At 56.2% G+C, this 23,671-nt stretch carries 15 protein-coding genes; 12 read left to right on the top strand and 3 right to left on the bottom strand.

The window, feature by feature from the left end:
- Nucleotides 1-7 precede the first annotated feature (7 nt).
- Nucleotides 8-970, bottom strand: a complete 963-nt coding sequence (locus ACPOL_RS25900) for an amidohydrolase family protein (RefSeq protein ID WP_114209613.1) — start codon at nt 968-970, stop codon at nt 8-10.
- A 204-nt stretch (nt 971-1,174) separates the two neighbouring features.
- Here ACPOL_RS25900 and ACPOL_RS25895 point away from each other — a divergent pair, with 204 nt between their 5' ends.
- Both ACPOL_RS25895 and ACPOL_RS25890 read left to right on the top strand, forming a co-directional pair.
- Entirely contained in the window at nt 1,175-4,594 is a 3,420-nt protein-coding gene (locus tag ACPOL_RS25895) for a glycosyl hydrolase (RefSeq protein ID WP_114211067.1), read from the top strand.
- Nucleotides 4,595-4,704: 110 nt separating this feature from the next.
- Nucleotides 4,705-6,153 carry an arabinose isomerase gene (locus ACPOL_RS25890; protein ID WP_114209612.1) on the top strand — a complete coding sequence of 483 codons (1,449 nt, stop codon included), beginning with the start codon at nt 4,705-4,707 and terminating at the stop codon, nt 6,151-6,153.
- Nucleotides 6,154-6,198: 45 nt separating this feature from the next.
- On the opposite strand, the gene ACPOL_RS25885 is transcribed toward ACPOL_RS25890, so the two are convergent.
- Nucleotides 6,199-8,097: a hypothetical protein gene (locus tag ACPOL_RS25885; RefSeq protein ID WP_114209611.1), complete on the bottom strand. Its 1,899-nt coding sequence runs from the start codon at nt 8,095-8,097 to the stop codon at nt 6,199-6,201.
- A 435-nt stretch (nt 8,098-8,532) separates the two neighbouring features.
- Here ACPOL_RS25885 and ACPOL_RS25880 point away from each other — a divergent pair, with 435 nt between their 5' ends.
- The 10 genes from ACPOL_RS25880 to ACPOL_RS25835 all read left to right on the top strand — a co-directional run bounded on the left by ACPOL_RS25880 (nt 8,533) and on the right by ACPOL_RS25835 (nt 22,673).
- Entirely contained in the window at nt 8,533-9,009 is a 477-nt protein-coding gene (locus ACPOL_RS25880; protein ID WP_114209610.1) for a DUF4126 family protein, read from the top strand.
- Between the two features lie 170 nt (nt 9,010-9,179).
- Entirely contained in the window at nt 9,180-10,571 is a 1,392-nt protein-coding gene (locus tag ACPOL_RS25875) for a mercuric reductase (RefSeq protein ID WP_114209609.1), read from the top strand.
- 37 nt (nt 10,572-10,608) lie between these two features.
- Nucleotides 10,609-12,576 (top strand): maltotransferase domain-containing protein, encoded by a 1,968-nt coding sequence (locus ACPOL_RS25870; protein ID WP_114209608.1) that lies wholly within the window; start codon nt 10,609-10,611, stop codon nt 12,574-12,576.
- Between the two features lie 117 nt (nt 12,577-12,693).
- Entirely contained in the window at nt 12,694-16,005 is a 3,312-nt protein-coding gene (gene treS, locus ACPOL_RS25865; RefSeq protein ID WP_236657041.1) for a maltose alpha-D-glucosyltransferase, read from the top strand.
- Nucleotides 16,006-16,073: 68 nt separating this feature from the next.
- The gene (locus ACPOL_RS25860; RefSeq protein ID WP_114209607.1) at nt 16,074-17,339 is read left to right on the top strand and encodes a hypothetical protein; all 1,266 of its coding nucleotides are present in this window, start codon (nt 16,074-16,076) and stop codon (nt 17,337-17,339) included.
- A gap of 72 nt (nt 17,340-17,411) precedes the next feature.
- Nucleotides 17,412-18,113 (top strand): mechanosensitive ion channel family protein, encoded by a 702-nt coding sequence (locus ACPOL_RS25855; protein ID WP_114209606.1) that lies wholly within the window; start codon nt 17,412-17,414, stop codon nt 18,111-18,113.
- Between the two features lie 110 nt (nt 18,114-18,223).
- On the top strand, nt 18,224-19,792 hold the full coding sequence (locus tag ACPOL_RS25850; RefSeq protein WP_114209605.1) for a glycerol-3-phosphate dehydrogenase/oxidase: 1,569 nt from the start codon (nt 18,224-18,226) through the stop codon (nt 19,790-19,792).
- Between the two features lie 43 nt (nt 19,793-19,835).
- Complete coding sequence (locus ACPOL_RS25845; RefSeq protein WP_114209604.1) at nt 19,836-20,564, top strand: MIP/aquaporin family protein; 729 nt, start codon at nt 19,836-19,838, stop codon at nt 20,562-20,564.
- Between the two features lie 97 nt (nt 20,565-20,661).
- Complete coding sequence (zwf, locus tag ACPOL_RS25840) at nt 20,662-22,029, top strand: glucose-6-phosphate dehydrogenase (protein WP_114209603.1); 1,368 nt, start codon at nt 20,662-20,664, stop codon at nt 22,027-22,029.
- Nucleotides 22,026-22,673 carry a flavin reductase family protein gene (locus tag ACPOL_RS25835; RefSeq protein WP_114209602.1) on the top strand — a complete coding sequence of 216 codons (648 nt, stop codon included), beginning with the start codon at nt 22,026-22,028 and terminating at the stop codon, nt 22,671-22,673. Before zwf ends, ACPOL_RS25835 begins: the two co-directional genes overlap by 4 nt.
- Here ACPOL_RS25835 and ACPOL_RS25830 read toward each other — a convergent pair.
- A complete protein-coding gene (locus ACPOL_RS25830) occupies nt 22,670-23,668 on the bottom strand; it encodes a hypothetical protein (RefSeq protein WP_114209601.1) in 999 nt (332 codons plus the stop codon). The two genes, ACPOL_RS25835 and ACPOL_RS25830, sit on opposite strands and share 4 nt — an antisense overlap.
- Between the last annotated feature and the right edge of the window lie 3 nt (nt 23,669-23,671).

The raw sequence follows: 23,671 nt of genomic DNA, 5'->3' as shown, positions 1-23,671 counted from the left end.
TATGCGCTCAGGCTGGCTGGCTCGGGAGGCGCCGTTGCCAACGATACGCAGCGATGGAGTTCCTCCAGAAGTACTTCTCCTGTGCAGACGCGCTCCGCTGCGAGATGTAACTACGGACGATGCCCAGCGTGTCGCGGTAAGTGGCTACGTGATCGCTGTTGGGCCAGTCGCTGCCGAAGAAGACATGGTCCTCACCGAAGATGTTCCACAGCGCGTCGAGTCCCGGCTTGTAGTGGCTGGGAGCAGTGACTAGGCGGCCATTCACAATGGCGGGGATTTCAGACAGCTTCACATAGACGCTCGGGTGAGCAGCGAGGTGACGGAGTACGACCCAGTATTCATTGCGACCACTCTGTTCACGCGGTTGAGTTGCATTGGGAAGATGATCGATGACGATCCTTAGATCGGGAAGATGGTCGGCAATGGTCGATAAAGCTCGAAGTAGATCCAGGTCCGGGTTGGCACTTTCAAGAACTAGATTGGCCTCGGCAAGCCTCTTCAAGCCAGCGAGAAATCCGGGCTTCTGCAGATCCATGAGCAGGTTCCGTTTCCAGAGGTTTCCGTAGCGAATGCCGAGAAAGAGAGGATTTGCATGAAGCCGGTCAAGGTCGTTGAAGTATCCCGGATCTCCGGGGATGAGGTCGCCGACAACTCCCACAATGATGGGGTTGGCGGCGGCGATGCCGAGCAGCCAATCGTTGTCGGAGGCAAGCGGACTGGCTTCGATAGCAATAGCGGCTACGACCCCAAGCCCTTCGGTGACGGTCTTGTAGCGAGCAGGAAGCGCCGGCCGGTAGAGTGCGGTGTCACTCTTCTCAGGCCAGGGTACACCCTCGGCACGCGTGGTATCGAACAGATGAATGTGGGCATCGACGATGGGTATCGGCGAAGTTGCGGAGAGTACGCACCTCGGCATGACAAAGCTGGCTGCACTGCCGATTGACATCTTGATCAGATCACGCCGGTTCATCTCAATCTCTCGTTTGCTAAGGGGATGCGTTCGAAGAGCAACTAGAAGAATGTAGTGCCGGGGACTCAAGGATTCAATAGAGAATTATTTCTGTATCGAATGATGTTCTTCATGCTATGATCCTCCGCGCTACCAGATTATTTCGAAAAGCTCTGCCAAACCATTGTGGCGACAAGGGCGCTTACCAGGAGAATGCACTTCGAGATGAAGCAAAACACAAAATTCACCGGTCCGGTATTCACTCGTTCTCGATCGAAGAGCATGATCGCCACCACGCTGCTGCTGGCCGGCACGCTGGCTTTGGCGCAGAGCACCCAGGATCCGCTGAAGAGCGGCTTTGAGAATCCGCCCAACGGCGCCCGCCCGCGCGTATGGTGGCACTGGATGAACGGCAATATTACCGAAGAGGGTATCAAGCTCGATCTTGAGTGGATGCATCGCGTCGGATTGGGGGGCTTTCAGAACTTCGATGCAGCTCTGGGAACTCCGCAGGTGGTCGAACATCGGCTGGCGTATATGACGCCGGAGTGGAAGCAGACATTTCTTTATGCCACCAAGCTCGCCGATCAACTCGGCCTCGAAGAAGCGATTGCCGGATCGCCGGGGTGGAGCGAGACTGGCGGCCCCTGGGTCCCAGCTTCGCAAGGCATGAAGAAATACGTCTGGAGTGAGACGAAGGTCGAGGGCGGCACTCCGTTTACCGGAACACTGGCCAAGCCGCCATCCAATACCGGTGCTTTCCAAAATCTCGCGGTCCACGACATGCTTCCGGCCCCGGACGGATCACAATCCACCCCGCAGTTTTATGCCGACTCAGCGGTGATTGCCTACCGAGTGCCGGCATCTGATGCTGACGCCGAATCGCTTCATGCCAAGCTAACCGTTAGCGCGGGCAGCCCCGATTTGACGTTGCTCAGCGACGGAGATTTAGACAAAACCGCGAAACTGCCAATCCCGGAAGAGGGCAAGAATTCGTGGATTCAGTACGACTTCCCGCAACCGCAAACGATCCGGGCGGTCACCATCGTGACCAAGGATCCAGGCGAGATCGAGTCGCTGATCTCAGGCCTTTCTGCCCCAGATAAGGCGCTCGAAGCGAGTGACGATGGGCAGAACTTCCATCAGATCGTTGCGCTCCCAGGGAGCGGCGCGCCTGAGCATACCCTCTCGTTTTCTCCCGTGACTGCCAGGTACTTTCGAGTGACCTTCAAGCGCAGCCCGCCGCCGCCGCGGCCGCCCTGGATGGGCGATATGGATCCGGCATCTCTCGGTATGAAACTCGGCCCTCCACCAACTGACTACGAGATTGCCGAGTTGGTTCTGCACAGCGGCGCGCGGGTGAACCGGTTCGAAGAGAAAGCAGCGTTTGTGCCGGTGCCGGATCTCTATCAGTTCGCAACCGCTCCGGTGCCTGCGGCCGATGTGGTTTCGAAATCAGATGTAGTCGACCTCACCTCGAAGATGCATCCGGACGGCACACTAGAGTGGACGCCGCCAGCGGGTAAGTGGGTAGTGCTTCGATTTGGCTATTCGTTGCTGGGGATTACCAATCATCCGGCGACTGCGGAGGCGACCGGCCTCGAGGTCGACAAGCTGAACCGGTCCTACGTGAAGAACTACCTCGACCATTATCTGGACAACTACAAGAGCGCCGTAGGCGCGGACTGGATGGGCTCGAAGGGTGTGAAGTTCGTGATCACCGATAGCTGGGAGGCGGGTGCGCAGAACTGGACCGACGACATGATCGCCGAGTTCAAGAAGCGGCGCGGCTACGATCCAGTGCCGTGGATGCCAGTGCTCACCGGAAGAGTGGTCGAGAGTGCCGAGGCGAGCGACAGATTTCTGTGGGACCTGCGCAAGACGATCGCCGACTTAATTGCCGATGAGCATTATGGCCAGGTCGAAGCCTCGTTGAAGGCGCGGGGCATGGGGCACTATGGCGAGTCGCACGAAAGCGGCCGGGCACTCATCGCTGATGGCATGGAGGTCAAGAAGCTCAATGAAGTTCCAATGAGCGCCATGTGGACGCAAACCCCGGGCGTGAACAAGGAGCAATATGGCTATAACGCCGATGATCGCGAATCCGCCTCGGTAGGTCATATTTATGGTCAGAATCTTGCGGCAGCGGAGTCGATGACGGCAGCGGCGGCACCCTGGGCGTGGTCCCCGGCAACGCTCAAGCCGACGGCCGACAAGGAAATGGCTGAGGGTATCAATCGCTTCGTCATCCACTGCTCCGTGCACCAGCCGTTGGTCGGCAAGGTCCCTGGACTTGGCCTTGGACCCTTCGGTCAATGGTTCACTCGGAATGAGACCTGGGCGGAGGAGGCTGGTCCATGGGTCAACTATCTGGCCCGAAGCTCTTACCTGCTGCAACAGGGGCATTTCGGCGCGGACATCCTTTACTTTTATGGAGAAGATTCGAACGTCACCGCAATCTTCGACAAGAAATCACCGGATGTACCGGCGGGCTACGGCTTCGACTACGTGAATGCCGATGCATTGATCCATATGTTCAAGGTGCAAGACGGCAACATCACGACTGCCAGCGGAATGAGTTACAAGCTGCTGGCGCTCGATCCATATAGCGTTCACATGTCGTTGCCGGTGTTGCGCAGCATTCGCGATCTGGTGAAGAGTGGCGCCATCGTCGCCGGCGCGAAGCCTGTCGATACGCCCAGTCTCGCGGATGACCCTAAGGAGTTCAACAGCATCGCTGCAGAACTTTGGGGCACAGGCAGCGGCATCCGCACGGTGGGCAAGGGAAAGGTCTATGCCGGAATGTCGCTGACCGACGCGGTAACAGCGATGAAGCTGCCGCCCGATTTCGATTATTCCAAGCCGGAGAGCGATACGAATATCCTGTTTGTTCATCGTAAGCTTGCGGACGGCGACCTTTATTACATCGACAACCGCAACGACAGAGACGAAACAGTCGATGCCACCTTCCGCGTGACCGGCAAGGAAGCGGAACTCTGGCACGGAGAGAGCGGCGATTCGGAGCCGGCGTCCTACAAAATTGCCGATGGCCACACGACCGTGCCGCTTCACCTCGAGCCCTGGGGTACGGTGTTTGTCGTCTTCCGCAAACCGGCGGATGGATCCACGCGAACCCTTCCAAAACCGGCGATGACCGACCTTGCAACGATTGACGGTCCGTGGACGGTCAGCTTCCAGCCCGACCGCGGAGCTCCGGCGTCGATCACCATGGAGAAGCTCGCTTCCTGGAGCGAGAGCAGCAACGATGGCGTCAAGTATTTCTCCGGGAATGGAACTTATACCCAGACGGTGAATGCATCCGCTGACTGGTTCAAGCCTGGCGCTCAGCTTTGGATTGACCTAGGCGATGTGAAGAACCTTGCTGTCGTTACGGTGAATGGGAAACAGTTGGGAACCGTGTGGCATGCGCCTTACCGGGTTGACGCAACCAGCGCGCTCAAGCCGGGCGCTAACCAAATCTCCATCCAAGTCACCAACGCCTGGGTCAACCGGCTCATCGGGGACCAGCAGCCGAATGCCCAGAAATACACCTTCACCGTAATCCATCCTTATAAGGCGAACTCGCCGTTGCTGGCCTCTGGATTACTAGGACCAGTGCGGATATCGTCGGCAATGAAGCAATAGAATCTCACCAGCGATGCGACATGAACGACTAAGGCAGGAACTCAGGAACTGCTCCTGCCTTTAGCCGCGTGTAAGTTAGTAAGGATCGACATCTCTCATGAGCTCAGAGCATGGACTTCATTCCAGGCGAAATTAGCCAGAGTCATCGAGTTGGTCTCTTCAGCATCGGTCTGGAGACTTATTGGAACCAGTTCCCGGGACTTCGCGATCGGCTGGCGGGTTACAACCGAGAGATTGCGAGCCGTCTAGAGTCTTCGGGGGTTCTGGTCCTCAACCTCGGGATGATCGACACCTCGGAGAAGGCGGTCGCCGCAGGCCACGCATTCCGCCAGCATGATGTCGACCTAATCTTCCTTCATGTCGCTACGTACGCACTCTCCTCCACCGTGCTTCCGGTGGTGCGTCGCTCAAAGGCTCCGGTCATCCTCTTGAATCTTTCGCCGCTGGCGGCGATCGATTATGCCGCATTCAACCAGATGAAAGATCGCACCCAGATGACCGGGGAGTGGCTTGCCCATTGCCAGTCCTGTTCGGTGCCCGAGATCGCGAATGTCTTTCGCCGCTGTGAAATTCCTTTTCATCAAGTCACAGGGATGTTGGCTGATGGAGACGAGGCATGGGAGGAAGTCCGAGACTGGCTCGCGGCCTCAAGGGTAGTCCATCAGATGGAACACAATCGCCTGGGGGTCATGGGACACTACTACAGCGGAATGCTCGATATTTATGCGGACATGACCTTGCAATCTGGGGTCTTCGGCACACATATCGAGATTGTCGAGGTAGACGAGCTTTCGGCACGCCGGAGGGCGGTTTGCGCCGATGCAATTGCCGGTCGAGTCGCTGAGATTCAGCGGGCATTCGAAGTACAGCCGGATTGCTCCTTGATCGAGCTTGAACGTGCTGCGCGCACTTCTCTCGCGCTCGACAAGCTGGTTGAAGATTATCGTTTAGGCTCACTCGCTTACTACTACAAGGGTGTGGGTATTCCCGAAAACGAAGACTCTATAAGCTCAATCATCGTCGGCAACAGCCTGCTTACCGGACGCGGCATTCCGGTTGCGGGCGAGCTCGAGATCAAGAACGTTCAAGCCATGAAGATCCTTGATTGTCTCGGGGCGGGCGGTTCGTTTTCCGAGTACTACGCCAATGACTTCTTGGATGACGTTGTGCTCATGGGACATGATGGGCCTAGCCATATTGCCATCGCGGACGGTAAGCCAAAGTTGCGTCCTCTAGGCGTCTATCACGGCAAAGTCGGTAGCGGATTGTCCATCGAGATGTCGGTCAGGCATGGGCCTGTTACCCTGCTGTCGGTTGCTGAAGACGGAAAAGGCTCGCTCAAGCTGGTCGTGGCGGAGGGAGAGTCCGTCGCGGGACCGATTCTTGAAATCGGCAACACGAACAGCCGGTATCGTTTTTCAATCGGGAGCCGGCGTTTTCTAGAGGAATGGAACGCACAAGGTCCAGCGCACCATTGCGCTATTGGCATTGGTCACCGCTTCAAGCAATTACATAAGGTTGCGCGTCTCCTCGGTATTGAATGTGTGCGCGTTTGTTAGCTTTCCAGGCGAGCGATCTCGAGCCGCCTACGAAGCTTCAGCCGGCTAAAAATGAAAAACCGGCCCTGCCTGGCAGCTCCAGTTGCTTTTGTTGGTGTATTCGTCTTTAGAGAGCCAACTAAGGTAAGGCGGTTTGCCAACGCCGGGTGGATCCTGAACCGCATTGCGATAGCGGACAATGGTATCTTCTACCGAATACCTTACTGCCAGCGCCCTTGAAATCTTATAGTCGTTCGACAGCATCAGGGAAACGGCAGCGCGGTTTTCCGTCTGTACTGGATGGAAGTAAGTGTTCCGCATGGGATCGAGTTCCAGGGGAAGAACCGTAACATCGGTTATCAGGCCGGGGCGCACGGCGAAGGACAGACTGCCGGTACGTCCCTCATGAACTAGCCTCAATCCGAACCCGTAGCTGGTCGTTGAGGCCGTGGCTACGGACCGCTTGGGAATAAGACCTCCTTGGCGGTCGGCGGCGAAGCTGGCGCTGAGCCAACGGCTGAACGCGATGTCTACGCCGATGCCGAGGCCGGGCTCCCCAAAGCAAAGCACACAAGGATCTCCAGGGCTTCCAAATGGCATCGTGTGCACGTTGGGGGCAATTGAGATCCTGCGCAGTGGTCCGGCTTCGACGATTTCTTCCTCGGTTGGCTGTAAATGGACCGCGTAAGAGTCCTCAATTTCGGGATCGTGCTGAAAGTCACGATACCAGGGCGCCTTAAACCTCATGGCGTTTGCCATCGAGCGGCTGGGGTTCAGAGCGCCGCGAAGGAACATGTACATCAGATTGAAGCGGTCGCCTACCTGGATGCGGTCACTGATATAGCGATCCAGGGTGTCTTCGGCAATCAGCCACAGCGTGCCGACGGTGGGTGTGATTGTGAAATCCACCCATCCCGTGTTGTTGGTGTAGTGGATCCCAGGGTGCCAACTTTGACACCCCTTCTGCTTGCAGACGATCGGATACGTCCAGCCGCCTTCATTGCCGATGCCGGCTTCGCCGATCGGACTGATCTCGGAATGAGCACTGTAGAGGGTGGCCCAGACTAGAGCCTGGAAGCGACTCTTCCAATACGCGCGGTTCGCTCCAATTTCAAGCTGCCGCCCCACCGGATCATTTTGTATTTCGATGAAGCCGCTGACGGCGCCCTGCATAGGGTGGCCGACGTAGTTGACCAGAAAGTCATCTCCGTCATTCCAACGACGCATGTTGAACTGCTTGGTGGAAGCGAGCCAGTCGTGCCAGAAAGGCTTGTGCGCAAGCATATTGCGGATCTGGTCGTCGCTGGCCGAACGGAAGGTATTTTCCACCACATTAAAGAAGAGCGACTGGGCAAACAAGCCTCGCCAGTTGTAGGGGCCAGCGGCGGCGTAAGTATCGGAAGCGGGGTCGACGATGGGAACCTCATGGGCTTCGAGGTTGAACGCCGGCGGCATGAATTGCTGAATATTGTTCCAGGCCTCCCCCACATCGACACCATTGATCGACATATTGCCAAAGTCGGAATTCTCCTGAGCCACGGTGGTGGCCGGGTCAATTGATTGGGTAGGGTCGGATGAGCTCTGGTTCTGCGGCTCAAGTTGTTTTCGGGGCAAGAGGCTTTTTGAGGGCAAAAGGGCGTTCGGGCGATGGTACGCGGGAAGCTGATTGAAAGAGGAACTCAGGGAAAGATTCAGGGGCGCCGCTGACTTCAAGAAGTGGTCAGGATGCGGGAGATCGGGCAGTGCGACGACGTTGGGGTCAAAATCGGCTTCCACAAGGTCAGTCGATAGCGGATCATTCGACTCGAGAAGGAAGGTACGTGGGATGAAGACTGAGCGAGCCGATCCAAAACCCACCTGGGACTGCGCCCAGTTAAGAGGAGCAGCGCATAAGGCGCATACCAGGGAAATGACGATCAACAATTGTTGAACTAGGGGAGGAAGTTTCAGCAGAGATGGAAGCAATACGTCTCTCTTGGAGCCCGTAACGGCGCCATTTTCGACATAAAAGTCTCTGGATTCGACTTCTAGCTGAAGCAATGCAATAGCCTGACGAAAGGAATCGGCCGAGGGTTACTACTTAGTTATATTCGAAGTGCGACAAACTTGCAGACATAGATGCGGCAAGCGCTTCAGGGGGAAGCCTGCGCATGAACGGGAGAGCGGAAAATGATGTCCCACATGTCAAAGATTGGTCGCAATATGTCAAGGATTGGTCGCGATTCAAGACCGATCTAGGGAAGGCGCATCCTGGCGATTTGAGTAGATTGCCGAACGGGGTGTGCTGAATGGCGGGTTGGATTCTCTCGATTTGCACTGCTGCGCCTGAAGTTCGGACTTCCTCCTAAGTGGCCACCGGGATTTGACATCTTTTGCTATCGAACGACATCTTAGCTAACGATGACTCTGACAGTGGTTTTGGCCTTGGCGTTTTTGATCGGCTGCGTCTGCGGCTTGCGCTCGATGACTGGTCCCGCACTGGTTTGCTGGGGCGCTCATTTCGGGTGGCTACAACTGGATGGCTCAAAGCTGGGCTTCCTTCACAACAACATCTCGCTGGCGGTCTTTACCCTGCTGGCTCTCGGCGAATTGGTTGCGGACAAACTCCCGTTCATTCCCAGCAGGATAACGCCAGGCCCGCTGGTGGTGAGGTTTCTATTCGGTGCCGTTTGTGGAGTCGCATTTTGCGTTTCCAGTGGCGCGGCGTGGCTTCTGGGTGCGATCCTCGGCGGCATTGGCGCCGTAGCTGGAGCCTATGCCGGCTACCATCTTCGCTATCGGCTTACAACCGCGAGCGGACTCCCGGACATTGTCGTCGCTTTGGTTGAGGATGTGGTCGCCATTGGCGGCGGATTGCTGATCGTTTCGCGCTTTTAGAGCAAATGCCCTGATACTCGAGAGAGTATGGCGATCATTGTGTAGGCTTTTGTTGAGCATAAGAGCTGGTTCTTGTGCGGCTGTCATCAAAGAACCTGCTCTGCATCTGGTAGAGTTGCAGCGGGCTTCGATGAAGCAGGAGAAGATCTTGTCGAGGGAGTTCGAGAGCCATGCCTGAAATCGAACAATTTGATGCGATTGTGATTGGAAGTGGCCAGGCTGGTAATCCTCTGGCCAAGGCATTGGCGAAGGCCGGTAAGCGGACTGCAGTCATCGAAAGCAAGCATGTTGGCGGCACATGCGTGAATGAAGGCTGCACCCCGACGAAGACCATGGTAGCAAGCGGCCGAGTGGCTTATCTGGCGCGGCGCGGCGCCGACTATGGGGTGGCGACCGGTCCAATCACGATCAATATGGAGAAGATCAGAGAGCGAAAACGCGCCGTTGTTAAAAGCTTTCGCGAAGGGAGCGAAAGAGCGATAAAAGCAACGGATTGCGACGCGCTGATTATGGGAGAAGCCTCCTTCGCCGGCCCGAAGCTGGTCCGAGTACAGGCCAAAGATGGCGCGGAGCGGCTGATCGCTGCGGAACTGATTTTTATTAACACCGGACTTCGATCGAGCGTTCCTGAGCTCGAAGGAATCGCAGACGTGCCGTATCTCGACAACGCATCCGTGATGGAGCTTGGAGAGGTTCCCGAGCACTTGGTGGTGCTCGGTGGCGGCTATATCGGGTTGGAATTCGGGCAGCTTTTTCGGAGACTGGGGAGCCGGGTCACCATCGTTCAATCCGGGACGAAGTTGTTGGGCCGCGAGGATGACGATGTTGCGGAGGAGGTTCGCAAGATTCTTGTCCAGGACGGAGTGGGGGTTCTGCTCAATACCAAGGCCTACTCGGTCTGGAAAGATGACGGCGGTATCGCGGTTGCCGTCAGCGGTTCCGAGGGGGAACGCACAATCAACGGTTCGCATCTATTATTAGCGGTGGGCCGCGTGCCGAATACCGACAAGTTGAACCCCGCGGCGGCGGGAATCGAGTTGGATGAACGCGGGTATATCCGCGTTGATGAATTTTTAGAGACAAACGTGTCAGGGGTCTATGCGCTGGGCGACGTGAAGGGCGGTCCAGCATTTACCCACATTTCATATGACGACTACCGGGTGGCAGCAGCGAACGTCCTCGAGGGGAAGCGGATAAGCATAGCTGGACGCATGGTTCCTTCGACCTTGTTCATCGACCCGGAGTTGGGACGCATCGGCTTGACGGAAGCCGAAGCGCGGTCCCAGGGTTTGAAAGTACGGATTGCCAAGATGCCTGCTAGTTCTGTCGCGCGTGCGCTTGAGACTGATGAGTCCCGGGGATTCTTGAAGATCATCGTCGATGCTGAGACAGATCAGATCCTGGGCGCCGCGATCCTGGCAGTCGAGGGTGGAGAGATGGCTTCGATGATCCAGATCGCTATGATGGGGAAGCTGCCGTTCACGGCTTTACGCGACGGCATCTGGTCGCATCCCACTTGGTCAGAAGCGCTCAATACTGTATTTTTCAATTTTCAACATTGATGAAGTTGCAACCGAGGGGGAGAGGGTAAGTTTGGGGATGGCGAAATCGATCTACGGATACAAGCGAGTGGTCATTGAAGGAGTGACGCCGGAGGTCGATTCAGGCCGTTTTCCGATCAAGAGGGTTTTGGAGGATGTTGTGACCATCGAAGCGGATGTATTCGCCGATGGACACGACCTGGTGGCCGCCCGCCTACTCTTCAAAAGGGAAGATGCCACCGAGTGGCAGTCCGTCTATATGACCGCTCTCGGGAACGACCGCTGGCGCGGCGAATTCCCGGTTTCGGAGATTGGACGCTACGTCTATACCGTGGCCGGTGCCATTGACCGCTTCGGTACCTGGCGAAGCGATTTGACGAAACGCATTGCGGCCGGTCAAGACGTCGCGATTGAGCTCCTGCATGGTGCGTTGATTCTCGATCATTTTGCCGGGCTGGCTACCGGGGTGGAGGCGGCGAGATTGACGGCATGGGCCGATGTCCTGAGAACCCAGAGCACGGAGGAATCGAGCAGGGTTCTGGCGATCTCCGACGAGGTTCTGGCGCTGGTCCGGAAGTACCCTGACAAGGCTTTCGAGACGAATTACGACCGTGAGCTGGCAATTGTTGTGGAGCGGGAAAAGGCACGGTTTTCCAGCTGGTATGAACTATTCCCGCGTTCGCAGGGACCTTCGGCGACCGTTCACGGAACCTTCGCCGACTGCGAAGCACGTTTGCCGTATGTTGCGGAACTGGGATTCGATGTTCTATATTTTCCGCCCATTCATCCAATTGGAAGGGCCTTTCGCAAGGGGAAGAACAATACCACAACGGCAGAGCCGGGCGACGTTGGAAGTCCCTGGGCAATCGGGGCGAAGGAAGGTGGCCACACCGCGATCTTGTCGGATCTGGGAACGCTCGCCGATTTCAAGCACCTGCTGGCGAAAGCAAAGGAATTCGGTCTTGAGATCGCCCTAGACATCGCTTTTCAGGCATCCCCCGATCACCCTTGGGTTACCGAGCATCCGACTTGGTTCAAGCATCGTGCGGATGGAACCATTCAGTACGCCGAGAATCCTCCCAAAAAGTATCAAGACATCTATCCTCTTGATTTCGAGAGCCGCGACTGGACGGGACTTTGGGACGCTCTCCGGGATGTTTTTCTGTATTGGGCAGAGCAAGGGGTACGCATCTTCCGGGTGGACAATCCGCATACAAAAGCATTTCCATTCTGGGGATGGGCGATCCCCGAAATCAAACGCGAGTACCCTGACGCGCTGTTTTTGTCAGAAGCTTTCACGCGGCCTCGAGTGTCTCAACGGCTGGCCAAGGTTGGATTCACGCAGGCGTATACCTACTTCACCTGGCGAAATACAAAGCAGGAATTGACCGAGTATTTAGAGGAGTTGAACGAATATCCGCTGAAGGAATATTTTTGGCCGAACTTCTGGCCGAATACTCCGGACATTCTGCCAGTCAGTCTGCAGAGTGGCGGCGAGCCCGCATTTCTGGCAAGGCTGGTGATGGCGGCGACGATGACGTCGAACTACGGCATCTATGGGGCGGCTTTCGAGTTGATGGAGAGCGTGCCGTTCAAGCCCGGCAGCGAAGAATATCTCAATTCTGAGAAGTACGAGATCAAGCATTGGGATCTGGACTCGCCTGTCAGCCTCAAGAACTATATCGCGCAGGTGAATGCAATCCGCCGCGAAAACAAGGCGCTGCAGGCCAACGACGGGCTCGGATTTCATCCGACGGATAATCCATACCTGCTCTCCTACAGCAAATCTACGAAGGATGGCTTGAACCGCATCCTCGTAGTTGTGAATCTCGACCCGACCAGGGTTCAGTCGGGTTTTGTGACCCTCGATTTGGCAGCCCTTGGGCTGAAGGACGATCAGTCTTTTGTGGTGCACGATCTGCTGACTGATCGACGCTATTCCTGGTCGGGGCAACGGAATTATGTTGAGCTTCGTCCCGCCGAGCTACCCGCGCACATCTTTAGGATTTCAGATGAGCTTATCTGAAAGCGCATGCATCAGAGATATGCATGCGGGATATGCATCCGGGAGTTGGAAGACTGGCGAAGCGAATAACGGAGCGGCCGCACATCTGGCCGTTCAGAACCATGGTAGGAGCACGATTTGAAGCAAGCCGGTAGCATGCAGGATCCTCTCTGGTACAAGGATGCGATTATCTACGAATTGCACGTCCGGGCATTCATGGACGGCAACAATGATGGGATCGGCGATTTTCCTGGACTCATGCAGAAGCTGGATTACCTGCAGGATCTTGGGGTAACTTGCTTATGGCTGCTGCCGTTCTTTCCTTCGCCGCTTCGCGACGACGGCTACGATATCTCGGACTATATGACCGTTCACCCCAACTATGGGACGGTCGAGGATTTCAAGGCATTCCTGGACGCAGCTCACGAACGTGACATGCAAGTCATGATCGAGTTGGTCGTCAATCATACCTCCGACCAGCACCCATGGTTTCAGCGGGCGCGACTGGCCCCTCCTGGATCGCCAGAGCGGGAGTTCTACGTCTGGAGCGACACCGACAAGAAGTACGAAGACGCCCGTATCATCTTCACCGACACTGAAAAATCGAACTGGACCTGGGATCCAGTTGCCAAGCAGTATTTCTGGCACCGTTTCTTTTCCCACCAACCAGATCTGAACTATGACAATCCCCAAGTCACGCATGAGGTCTTGAACATCATGCGGTTCTGGCTGGATATGGGGGTCGATGGCCTGCGGGTGGATGCCATCCCTTACCTGGTTGAGCGTGAAGGCACCAGTTGCGAGAATCTGCCGGAGACCCACGCGGTGATGAAACGAGTGCGCGCTGCGATCGATGAATCGTATTCGGGCCGCATGATCCTGGCGGAAGCAAACCAGTGGCCGACCGATGTTCGGGCCTACTTCGGTGATGGGGACGAGTGCCACATGGCATTCCACTTCCCACTGATGCCGCGAATCTATATGGCATTGCGGCAGGAAGATCGTCTTCCGATCACCGATATTCTGGCGCAGACGCCGGAGATTCCGGACAACTGCCAATGGGGATTGTTTCTGCGGAATCACGATGAGTTGACGCTCGAGATGGTGACGGATGAAGAGCGAGACTATATGTACCTGGCATATAGCGCCGATCCGCGGATGCGGATTAATATAGGCATCCGCCGCCGTCTTGCGCCCCTGGTCGATAACAATCGTAGGCGCATCGAGTTACTCAACAGCCTGCTTTTCTCATTTCCAGGAACGCCAATCCTGTACTACGGCGACGAGATCGGGATGGGCGACAACATTTATCTTGGCGATCGCAACGGGGTGCGTACCCCAATGCAGTGGAGCGGCGATCGCAATGCAGGATTCTCGCGCGCCAACCCAGCGCGGCTGTATAGCCCGGTGGTGATGGACCCGGTGTGGGGCTACGAAGCAGTCAATGTGGAAGCGCAACAGAGCGACCAGTCCTCCTTGCTGAACTGGATGCGCAATATGATTGCCCTCCGCAAGCTGTTCCGGGTATTTGGGCGGGGCACGCTCAAGTTCTTAGAGCCCGAAAACCGGAAGATCCTTGCTTATCTCCGGGAGTTAGATGGCGAAATCGTCCTGTGTGTCGCGAATCTATCTCGATTCGCACAGCCAGTGCAGTTAGATCTGTCGGAGCTGGAAGGAATGATCCCGGTCGAGATGCTGGGCTATGTCGAATTCCCGGCGATCGGTAAGCAGCATTATCCGCTCACTTTGGCGCCGTATGGATTTCTCTGGCTAGAACTGCAAGGCACTCGGCAAGCTGCGTCCCCTGAGCATCAGAGCCCAGCCGAAGAGGAGTTGGTGGTGGCTGGTCCGCAAGATTGGCATCAAATCCTCACTGGCTCCGGCCGCGCATTCCTAGAAAAGCACCTGCTGCCGGAATTCCTTCCCAAGCAACGCTGGTTTGGTGGAAAGTCGCGGCGGATTGTGTCGACATCGATCGTCGACACTGCAAGGTTCAACGAGAACAATTCAGCCTTGATTTTGCTGGCAGTCAGCTATGAGAGCGGCGAGCCTGATACTTACTTGATGCCTCTAGGCATGGCTTCCGGCGGCAACGCTACCGAGCTACAGGAGAAGTTTCCCAGTGCGGTGGTGTCGCCATTAACGCTCGCCGGCGCCGCCGGTGTCTTATACGATGGCTTGTACAACGACGATAATCTATCCGCCTTCCTGGCCTTGATTTCGGGTGGAGGCAAGATCCAATGGGAGCAGGGAACAGCGGAGGGATTGCCGAGCAGCGTTCTAGGCTCCCTGCGAGGAGAAGGTTCGGATCTGCGCCCGCGCCGAAGCTCAGCCGAGCAAAGTAACTCGTCCATCTTGTTCGGTGAGAAGTTGATCATGAAGTTATTCCGGCGGCAGCAATCGGGATTAAACCCTGACACTGAGATAGGCCGCTTTCTTACGGAAAGAACCGGTTTTCGCAATATTGCTCCTTTCGGAGGTTCGATTGAATATCGATCGGGATCGGATCTTTATACGCTCGCGATGCTACAAGGCCTAGTCGCCAATGAAGGGGACGGCTGGCAGTGGACCCTCGAAGAGCTTGACCGCTACTACGAAAGCCGGCTGACTGAGCCCTTTCCAAACGCAGAAGCGGAAACTTTCCCCAAAGATTTTCAGTCGCTGTCGCACTTCGTGATCTCCAAACGGGTACGTGACGACATTGGATTTTCTCTGGATGCTGCGGCGACACTAGGCCGGCGAACCGGCGAGCTCCATGTCGCGCTCGCATCGGATACGGAAGACGAGGCGTTCGCACCGCTTCCGATTGCCGCCGCAGATGTGCAAGCGCTCCAAGAGCAGTTACTCACGAACGCGGCCCGTGCTTTCGACGCGCTGAAGGACAACCTGGCTAGACTACCCGATGATACGGTGGAGGCAGCAGGCCTTATCTTAAGCCGTCGGCGAGCCTTCTTCGACCGGCTCAGGAAATTGGTGTCGGGCGTAGCTGGCGGCATGCAGACCCGCATCCACGGGGACTATCATCTGGGACAGGTCTTGCGGACCAAATCAGACTTTGTCATTCTCGATTTTGAAGGCGAGCCCGCCAGATCGCTCGAGGAGCGCCGGGCAAAGCAGTCGCCTCTCAAGGATGTAGCAGGAATGCTGCGGTCCTTCAGCTATGCGGCCTTCGCATCGTTAAGTCGCTACACGACCCGGCGGCCACAAGACGCGGAAAAGCTGGAGCCATGGACGCATCTCTGGGAACAGGCCGTGACCGCCGAGTATTTGAAGGCATACCGGGATGCAGTGTCAGAATCATCAATCGTCCCGAATGATGCCAGGAGTTTTGAGGCGCTTCTGAAAGCTTACGTCCTCGATAAGGCGCTCTATGAATTGGTATATGAGTTGAACAATCGACCGACCTGGGTACGTATTCCGCTCAACGGCATCCTGTCTTTGACGCTTTGACAGAGATGCATACGTTCTGTCATGGCAACAAAAATCGGCAAACAGTGTAAGTCGAGAGAGAAAGACCGATGGCAACTTTGGGGAATATCGCGAGTGCGGAGGCAAGTACGCCTCCAGTGGGAAGCGTCGATGTGCTAATTGGGATAGCCGGCCCAGTCAGCGATGAGGAGTTACGCTCGCGTCTGGGGCAGAGCCTGACTTCTCTTGTGTCGGAGTTGTCTTCGGTAGTTGCCGGCTTGAGAGTGGCTGTCGCCTATCCTGGATCTAACGGAGCCGACGCGGCGAACCGAGAGCAAGCAGGAAGCAGCATCCGCTTTCTCGCGTATCCTCTATCCGGCTCGGGAACGGGCGCGCTACCCTGGCTTCCAGCGGTTGCAGCCTATCGCGGAATTGCTGAGTTGGCGGAGAAGACCGAGGCGAAAGCGTGTATTCTGCTTGCGCCGGATCTAGCTGCAGTTACTCAAGCTTCGCTTTCCGCCCTGGCGCGTCCGCTCCTGGAGAACAAGTGCGTTCTAACGATGCCGGTTTATCCGATTGGGAAATATGAGGGGCTGTTGAATAGCAGCATCCTCTATCCGTTCACACGGGCGCTATACGGCAGGCAGATCCGCTTTCCGCTCCCAGTCGATTTCGGGATTTCAGGAAAGATGTTGAGCCGCATGGCTGCCGACGTGGCTAGTAACAACCGCGCTGCTGCGGCCGAGTCAATCATGTGGCCAGGAATCGAGGGTACGATGATCGACTGCGATACGGTCCAGGCACACGTCGACGCAGTGCACGTCACCCAGGGCGACGCGGTAAATCTTACTACGGTCATTAGCCAGTTGGCCGGTTCGTTGTTCGAGGGAGCGGAGAAGAATGCTGCAATCTGGCAGCGCTTGCGGGGCTCACAGCCAATACCTGTCGTCGGGGCGCCGTTTGCTTTTACGGGGAGCGAAGGCGCAGTGGACGTGAAACCGCTGATAGAGTCCTTCCTGCTGGGGTCGCGCAACCTTCAAGAGGTCTGGAGCCTGGTGTTGCCTCCGGTGGCGCTGCTCGAATTGAAGAGGATGGCCCGGCTCAGCCCCGAACAATTCCATCTTCCAGATCCTTTATGGGCGAGGATTGTCTATGATTTTGCATTGGCGCACCGACTCCGGACGCTTAGCCGTACCCACCTCCTGGGAGCGCTCACTCCGCTGTATCTGGGATGGGTGGCTTCGTACGCTGCAGAGGTAAAGAGCCTCGATGCCAGCGCCGCGGAAAAACGGATTGAACGGCTCGCAGTCGCCTTTGAGGAGGCGAAACCGTATTTTGTTTCGCGCTGGAGATGGCCGGATCGCTTCAATCCTTAAAAAAATGGCGGCGAATTAACCGGCTATATAAGTAAGCACAGCTGATAGAAGTCGAATTGCAAGGAGATGACCATGTGGAACCAGGCTACGCAATCCCTCCAAGACTCGATGGGACGAGTGATAACCAAGATCGCTACGCTCCTGCCGGGGATTCTTGCATTCGTGCTGGCCGTCATCATTTTCACGGGTATCGCATGGCTGATTGCATTCCTGGTAACCCGGTTACTTACGGCCATCAAGTTCGACGAGCGGATGGGAAAGAGCGCGAACAGCATCTCGGAGTGGGCTCCCACCAGCACCCCTAGTTCTTTGGTGGTCCGAACCTTGTTCTGGGGCTGTGTCGTCGTAGGAGTTCTGGTCGGGCTCACCGCCTTCGATGCATCGTCGACATCTCTGTTGGCGGCATATCTGCTGGCTTATCTGCCGCGTATTATCGGAGCCGTAGTGCTGCTCTTCGCGGGAAATGTAGTGGCCCGCTTCCTGTCCCGCAGCGTGCTGATTGGAGCGGTGAACCTGAACCTCCAATATGCTCGTCTGCTGAGTACGGGGGTGAAGTGGCTTGTGCTGGTGCTGACGGCTGCGATGGTGCTCGACCATCTGGCGGTGGGGGGAGCGATTGTCGAACTCGCGTTCGGCATCCTTTTTGGCGGGATCGTGCTGGCGCTGGCCTTGGCCGTGGGCTTGGGATCGAGGGACCTGGTAACGCGCTCGCTTGAGCGCGAGGCGACCCGCGTGACCGAGCCCGCCGCCCCAGAGAGCCTCCATCACTTTTAGAATCGCTGCTTAGGGCTCGCTTGCCGAGAGTGACTGACAGCGATGTTCCTTGACCGTAAAGACAAATCTGAAAGGAACGCCGGTAGGGCCAGCGAAGAAAGTGGGAGACGATGAAGCGGAACGATATGCTGGCTCGACTCCAGAGCCACAGCGAGCCCTGGGACATGGTCATCATCGGCGGTGGCGCGACTGGGGTAGGCATTGCCGTCGACGGTGCAAGCCGAGGACTCGACGTCCTGCTGCTCGAACGCGAAGATTTTGGGAAAGCCACATCGAGCCGTAGCACCAAGCTGGTGCATGGTGGGGTTCGCTATCTCGAACAAGGAAACGTTTCGCTCGTAATGGAGGCGCTCAAGGAGCGAGGAATTTTACGTCAGAATGCTCCTCACCTGGTCCACGACCTGGCTTTTGTCGTTCCCAACTATTCATGGTGGGAGACGCCTTTCTATGGCATCGGCATGAAGGTGTACGATCTTTTGGCAGGAAAGTACGGCTTCGGACGCTCGCGCATCCTTTCTCTGGAGGAGACGCTGGAGAAGCTGCCCAATCTGCAGCGGGATGGGTTGCGCGGCGGCGTTGTCTACTACGACGGCCAGTTCGACGATAGCCGCTTGTTGATGCACCTGGCTCAGACAGCAGCCGACCATGGTGCAACCCTACTGAACTATGCTCCAGTAACCGAACTCGCCAAGGACAGCGCAGGCTATATCTCCGGCGTGATAGCGGAAGACGCGGAGAGCGGAGAGCGGTTCGAGATCAAAGCTCAGGTGGTCGTGAACGCGGCGGGTATCTTTGCCGACTCCGTGCGCCAAATGGCGGATCCCGCAGCAGCGAAGATGCTGGCGCCAAGCCAGGGCATCCACCTCGTCTTTGATGGGTCATTCCTGCTCGGGGATACTGCGATCATGGTGCCCCATACGAGCGACGGCAGAGTTCTCTTTGCAATCCCATGGCATGGTCACACGCTCGTTGGCACGACAGATACCGAGATCCCGGGGCCATCCTATGATCCGCTTCCATTCGATGAGGAGATCGAGTTTGTGCTTGAAACGGCCGGCCAATACCTGAGCCGTCCTCCCTCGAGGAGCGATGTCCTGAGTGTCTATGTGGGGATCCGGCCTTTGGTCAAGGCGGCGGGCGGCGGGAGCGGGTCCACGTCGGCGCTGTCGCGCGATCACACGATTCATGTTGACCAATCCGGATTACTGACAATCGTTGGCGGGAAGTGGACTACTTATCGACACATGGCGGAAGATTGCGTGAATCATGCCATCACCCTCGGCAAATTGCCTGACAAGGAATGTGTGACCAGGACGCTGAAGATCCATGGTTATCTGGAAGGAGTAGACGATCTGGATTCCTTTGCAGTGTATGGTTCGGATCTGGAGAAGGTCCGCGCGATCGCCGCGCAAGATCCTACACTATCTGAGGCCTTGCATCCTGCACTTCCTTACATTGGCGCGGAGGTAGTTTGGGCAGTCCGTGAGGAGATGGCGAGGACCCTTGATGATGTCTTGTCCCGCCGTCTACGCGCTTTGTTTCTGAATGCCAAAGCCGCGATTGATATGGCGCCGGCTGTGGCGAGAATTATGGCTGCCGAGCTTGGTCTAGGCGAAGATTGGTTGAATGATGAGGTTGCCAGGTTCCAGGCATTCGCTCACAAATACGAAGTAGTTTAGACGACTCTGGCAGAGAAGCTGCCGCAAAGGATCGTGAACGCAGATGAGATCGCCTTTCTTAGGGGAGTTCATGGGAACGCTGATCTTAATGCTGCTAGGAGATGGAGTCGTCGCCGGGGTACTGTTGAAGCGGTCCAAAGCGGAGAATGGCGGTTGGCTGGTCATTACGACCGCCTGGGGCTTCGCCGTGCTGTGCGGGATCTTTGCGGCTAATCTCTGCGGAAGCCCGGACGCCCATTTGAATCCCGCAATTACGCTCGCAGTCGCGGTGCAGACCGGGGACTATTCCAAGCTGCTGCCATATGTCACTGCGCAAGTCGCCGGCGCCTTTACCGGTGCGGTGCTGGTCTGGCTATTTTATCTGCCTCATTGGAAAATAACCGAAGACCCAGAGATGAAGCGGGGGGTGTTCTGTACAATTCCGGCGATCCGAAACTATCCGTCCAACTTTTTCTGCGAAGTCGTTGCCACCTTTGTGCTGGTCCTGATCGCGGGAGCAGTGGGCTCGAAGTTGGTGCTCGCGCAGGGTGCGTCAGCAGGACTCGCACCATGGCTCGTAGGGGTGCTGGTCTGGGGGATCGGTCTGTCTTTGGGGGGAACAACAGGATACGCGATCAATCCCGCGCGGGATTTTGGCCCTCGCCTGGCGCACTTTATTCTTCCGATTGCCGGAAAAGGGAAGTCGGATTGGAGCTATGCATGGGTGCCTGTAATCGGGCCTGCCGTCGGTGGAGTGCTTACAGGATTTTTTCTTCGATGGCTCGGCGCCTAGAAATTGCAAATCCTGCCACTTCTTATCGTTCTAGATGATCTAACTGAACAAATACGCAATCAATTCATAGATAAGCCAATTTTCAGGAGCCGCAAACGTGAGCATCGTAACCTCAGACGCACTGGTCTTCTTTGGAGCCACCGGCGATCTTGCCTACAAGCAAATATTCCCGGCGCTGCAGCATCTGGCCAAACGCGATAAGCTGCATGGTCCGGTTATCGGCGTCGCCAAAGCCGGCTGGACGCTGGAACAGCTGAAAGCGAGGGCGAAAGATAGCGTCGAAAAACACGGCGGGCTCGATCCAGAGGGGTTCGCCAAATTAGATGCTCGTCTGCGCTACGTCGATGGCGACTACAACGATCAGGCGACCTTCCAACAAGTACGCCAGCTTCTCGGTGAAGCGAAGCATCCGATCCACTATCTAGCCATACCCCCAAGCCTGTTCGGAAAAGTCCTGGAGCAGTTGAAGAGCTCAGGGTGTTCAGAAGGCGCTCGAGTCATCATCGAAAAACCATTTGGCAGGGATTTGGATTCGGCGATCGCCCTGAGCAAAACTGTCCACAATGTCTTTGATGAGGAACATGTCTTCAGGATCGACCACTATCTCGGCAAGAACGCCGTGCAGAACGTGATCTTCTTTCGCTTCGCCAATTCTTTTCTCGAACCCATCATGAAGAGCGAATACGTGGAGAGCGTCCAGATCACAATGGCCGAAAAGATGGATCTACAAGGTCGAGGCGCTTTTTACGACGACGTGGGGACGGCGCGAGACGTGGTGCAGAACCATCTCATGCAGGTTTTGAGCAATATTGCCATGGAACCACCCCCAGGTATTGCATTTGAAACACTGCGCGATGAACGGGTCAAGGTGCTCAAGAGCATTGCCCCAATCCAACCTGAGGATATCGTGCGCGGCCAGTTTGCAGGCTACCACGACGTTCCGGGAGTTAAGCCGGGGTCGGACACAGAGACGTTCGTGGCACTGCGATTGCGCATCCATTCCTGGCGTTGGGAAGGCGTACCTTTCTATATTCGTTCGGGAAAGGAACTGCCAATCACCGCAACTGAGGTCGTCGCAAAACTGCACAAGCCGCCAATGATCTTTCCCGACTATCCGCCGGTCGCAAACTACATCCGGTTTCGATTGAGCCCGGTGCCGGTGATCGCCTTCGGCACTTCCGTCAAGGAGAACGGTGAACATTTAAAAGGATGCTCCGTAGAGTTGACGGCGACCCAAGATTGCGGCGATGAAGATTTACTGCCATACGAGGAGCTTCTTGGCGATGCGATGGTTGGGAACCAGACCTGGTTTGCGCGGCAAGACTATGTCGAAGAGGCATGGAGGATTCTGGATCCGGTGTTGCATAATCCACCGCCGGCCATCGTATACAAGCCGAATAGCTGGGGCCCTGAAGAGGCTGCAAAACTAACTGCTGAGCATGGTGGCTGGACAGATCCAACATGACAACGAATGTAGAAGAGCAGCATATGGGTTCGTTTGACCCAGAGAACTATTCGCACAGCGATATCTACAAACTGATGGTAGGCGCCATCGTGCCTCGGCCGATTGCTCTGGTATCTACCGTTGACGAGAATGGGATACGAAATCTTGCCCCCTTCAGCTACTTCACGGCAGTATGCTCGAGTCCTCCGACACTACTCTTTTGTCCGGCGGTCCGTGCATCCACCCAAGGAAGAAAAGATACACTGCGCAATGTGTTGTCGACTGAGGAATTTGTCGTCAACGTTGTCTCCTGGGATATAGCGAGCCAAATGAACGTAACTTCCGCGGAAGTTGCGTTTGAGGTTGACGAGTTCGAACTATCCGGGTTGACACCCGTGGCGAGTGCCGTGGTTCGGGCGCCACGAGTGGCAGAAAGTCCGATTCAAATGGAATGTAAGCTGCGCAATGTCGTTACCATCAGCGAACAAGTAGGCGGGGCGAGCATCGTCATTGGTGAGATCATTCGCTTCCATGTTCGAGAGGGTCTGATGAACGAGTTCAAGATAGATCCGGACAAGTTCAACGCCATTGGACGCATGGGCGGCCCAACCTATATTCGGACTCTCGATCGCTTTGAGATGGAGAGGCCAAAATTGCGTAATTAGTCTTTTGCGACTGCGCTCAGAGATACTTGCAGACCCTGAGGCCGTAGTACCCTTGCCAGGTCGGCTGCGACTAGCAAGCTGAACACCCTGGCTGCTTCGGCGTTTAGATGATATTTGTCACTCTGGAAGCGACCGACCGGCCACTGCTGCTCGCCGACTGGAGCGACAACCGTAATTCCCAATTCGTAAGCGGCGGCCTTCAGCGCCGCTTCTTCTCTCGCATCGTCAAGTTGGCCGGTGGGAACGATCAACAGAAAAAAACGAGCACGCGGTCCGCAAGCGATCTGGATCTGCCGGAGACGAGTCAAGAAGATTGCTTTTGCTTCGGCCTGGTGAGGAGCCGGATTTAAAGCCGGAGCAGCGGCTTCCGCCCACTGCTGAACCATAACTTCATAGCCAGGGATTGCTTTTCGAACATAGATCCGAATGGTGTTTCGCATATAGAAAAACACGCTGTAGTGCTCCAGCAAAAGATTGCTCAAAGTACTCAGACTAAGATGCTGCTCTCGAAAGTAGGAGACAATCTCGCGAGTACCCCAGAGCTGCGAGAGTGGCAGCGAGGTGACTGCGGGAGGACGAAGGAACTGAGTAGGACTAATGCTAAAGAGGACGATATCTGGCTGACTCCCCCTCTTGAACAGAGAGGCCAGCCCATATCTCCAATCGTCAAAGGTTGAACCTGGGATCCCCATCGTATGCACTTGGAACTCACCACCCAATCCCTGTTGCAGGAATGGTTTGGAGATCCCCTCGAAGACGAGTGAGTTACCCGAAACCAATATTTGGAGGCGCGTATCGCGATGGCGGATGGCAAGGGCATCCCGCACTCCATCTTCAATGGTGAGCGTCACTCTTCGTTGATCGTGGATGCGACCGGTGCCTAGCTCGCCGAGTATCAGCATAATGAGGATGCAGAGCAGCAGCCCCGATAACCTTCGCAGCGACGACTTCGCTTCAAGATCCTTTGCGCTGAGCATCGCAACGGGCGTCGGCATCTT

Source organism: Acidisarcina polymorpha, from assembly GCF_003330725.1.
In the GTDB taxonomy this organism is placed as follows: Bacteria; Acidobacteriota; Terriglobia; order Terriglobales; family Acidobacteriaceae; genus Acidisarcina; species Acidisarcina polymorpha.
This window is presented reverse-complemented; position numbering and strand designations above follow the sequence as displayed.

Coding starts and splice junctions, on each gene's coding strand:
- ACPOL_RS25900 (WP_114209613.1), bottom strand. CDS start 970: ATGAACCGGCGTGATCTGATCAAGATGTCAATCGGCAGTGCAGCCAGC.
- ACPOL_RS25895 (WP_114211067.1), top strand. CDS start 1,175: ATGAAGCAAAACACAAAATTCACCGGTCCGGTATTCACTCGTTCTCGA.
- ACPOL_RS25890 (WP_114209612.1), top strand. CDS start 4,705: ATGGACTTCATTCCAGGCGAAATTAGCCAGAGTCATCGAGTTGGTCTC.
- ACPOL_RS25880 (WP_114209610.1), top strand. CDS start 8,533: ATGACTCTGACAGTGGTTTTGGCCTTGGCGTTTTTGATCGGCTGCGTC.
- ACPOL_RS25875 (WP_114209609.1), top strand. CDS start 9,180: ATGCCTGAAATCGAACAATTTGATGCGATTGTGATTGGAAGTGGCCAG.
- ACPOL_RS25870 (WP_114209608.1), top strand. CDS start 10,609: ATGGCGAAATCGATCTACGGATACAAGCGAGTGGTCATTGAAGGAGTG.
- ACPOL_RS25860 (WP_114209607.1), top strand. CDS start 16,074: ATGGCAACTTTGGGGAATATCGCGAGTGCGGAGGCAAGTACGCCTCCA.
- ACPOL_RS25855 (WP_114209606.1), top strand. CDS start 17,412: ATGTGGAACCAGGCTACGCAATCCCTCCAAGACTCGATGGGACGAGTG.
- ACPOL_RS25850 (WP_114209605.1), top strand. CDS start 18,224: ATGAAGCGGAACGATATGCTGGCTCGACTCCAGAGCCACAGCGAGCCC.
- ACPOL_RS25845 (WP_114209604.1), top strand. CDS start 19,836: ATGAGATCGCCTTTCTTAGGGGAGTTCATGGGAACGCTGATCTTAATG.
- ACPOL_RS25835 (WP_114209602.1), top strand. CDS start 22,026: ATGACAACGAATGTAGAAGAGCAGCATATGGGTTCGTTTGACCCAGAG.
- ACPOL_RS25830 (WP_114209601.1), bottom strand. CDS start 23,668: ATGCCGACGCCCGTTGCGATGCTCAGCGCAAAGGATCTTGAAGCGAAG.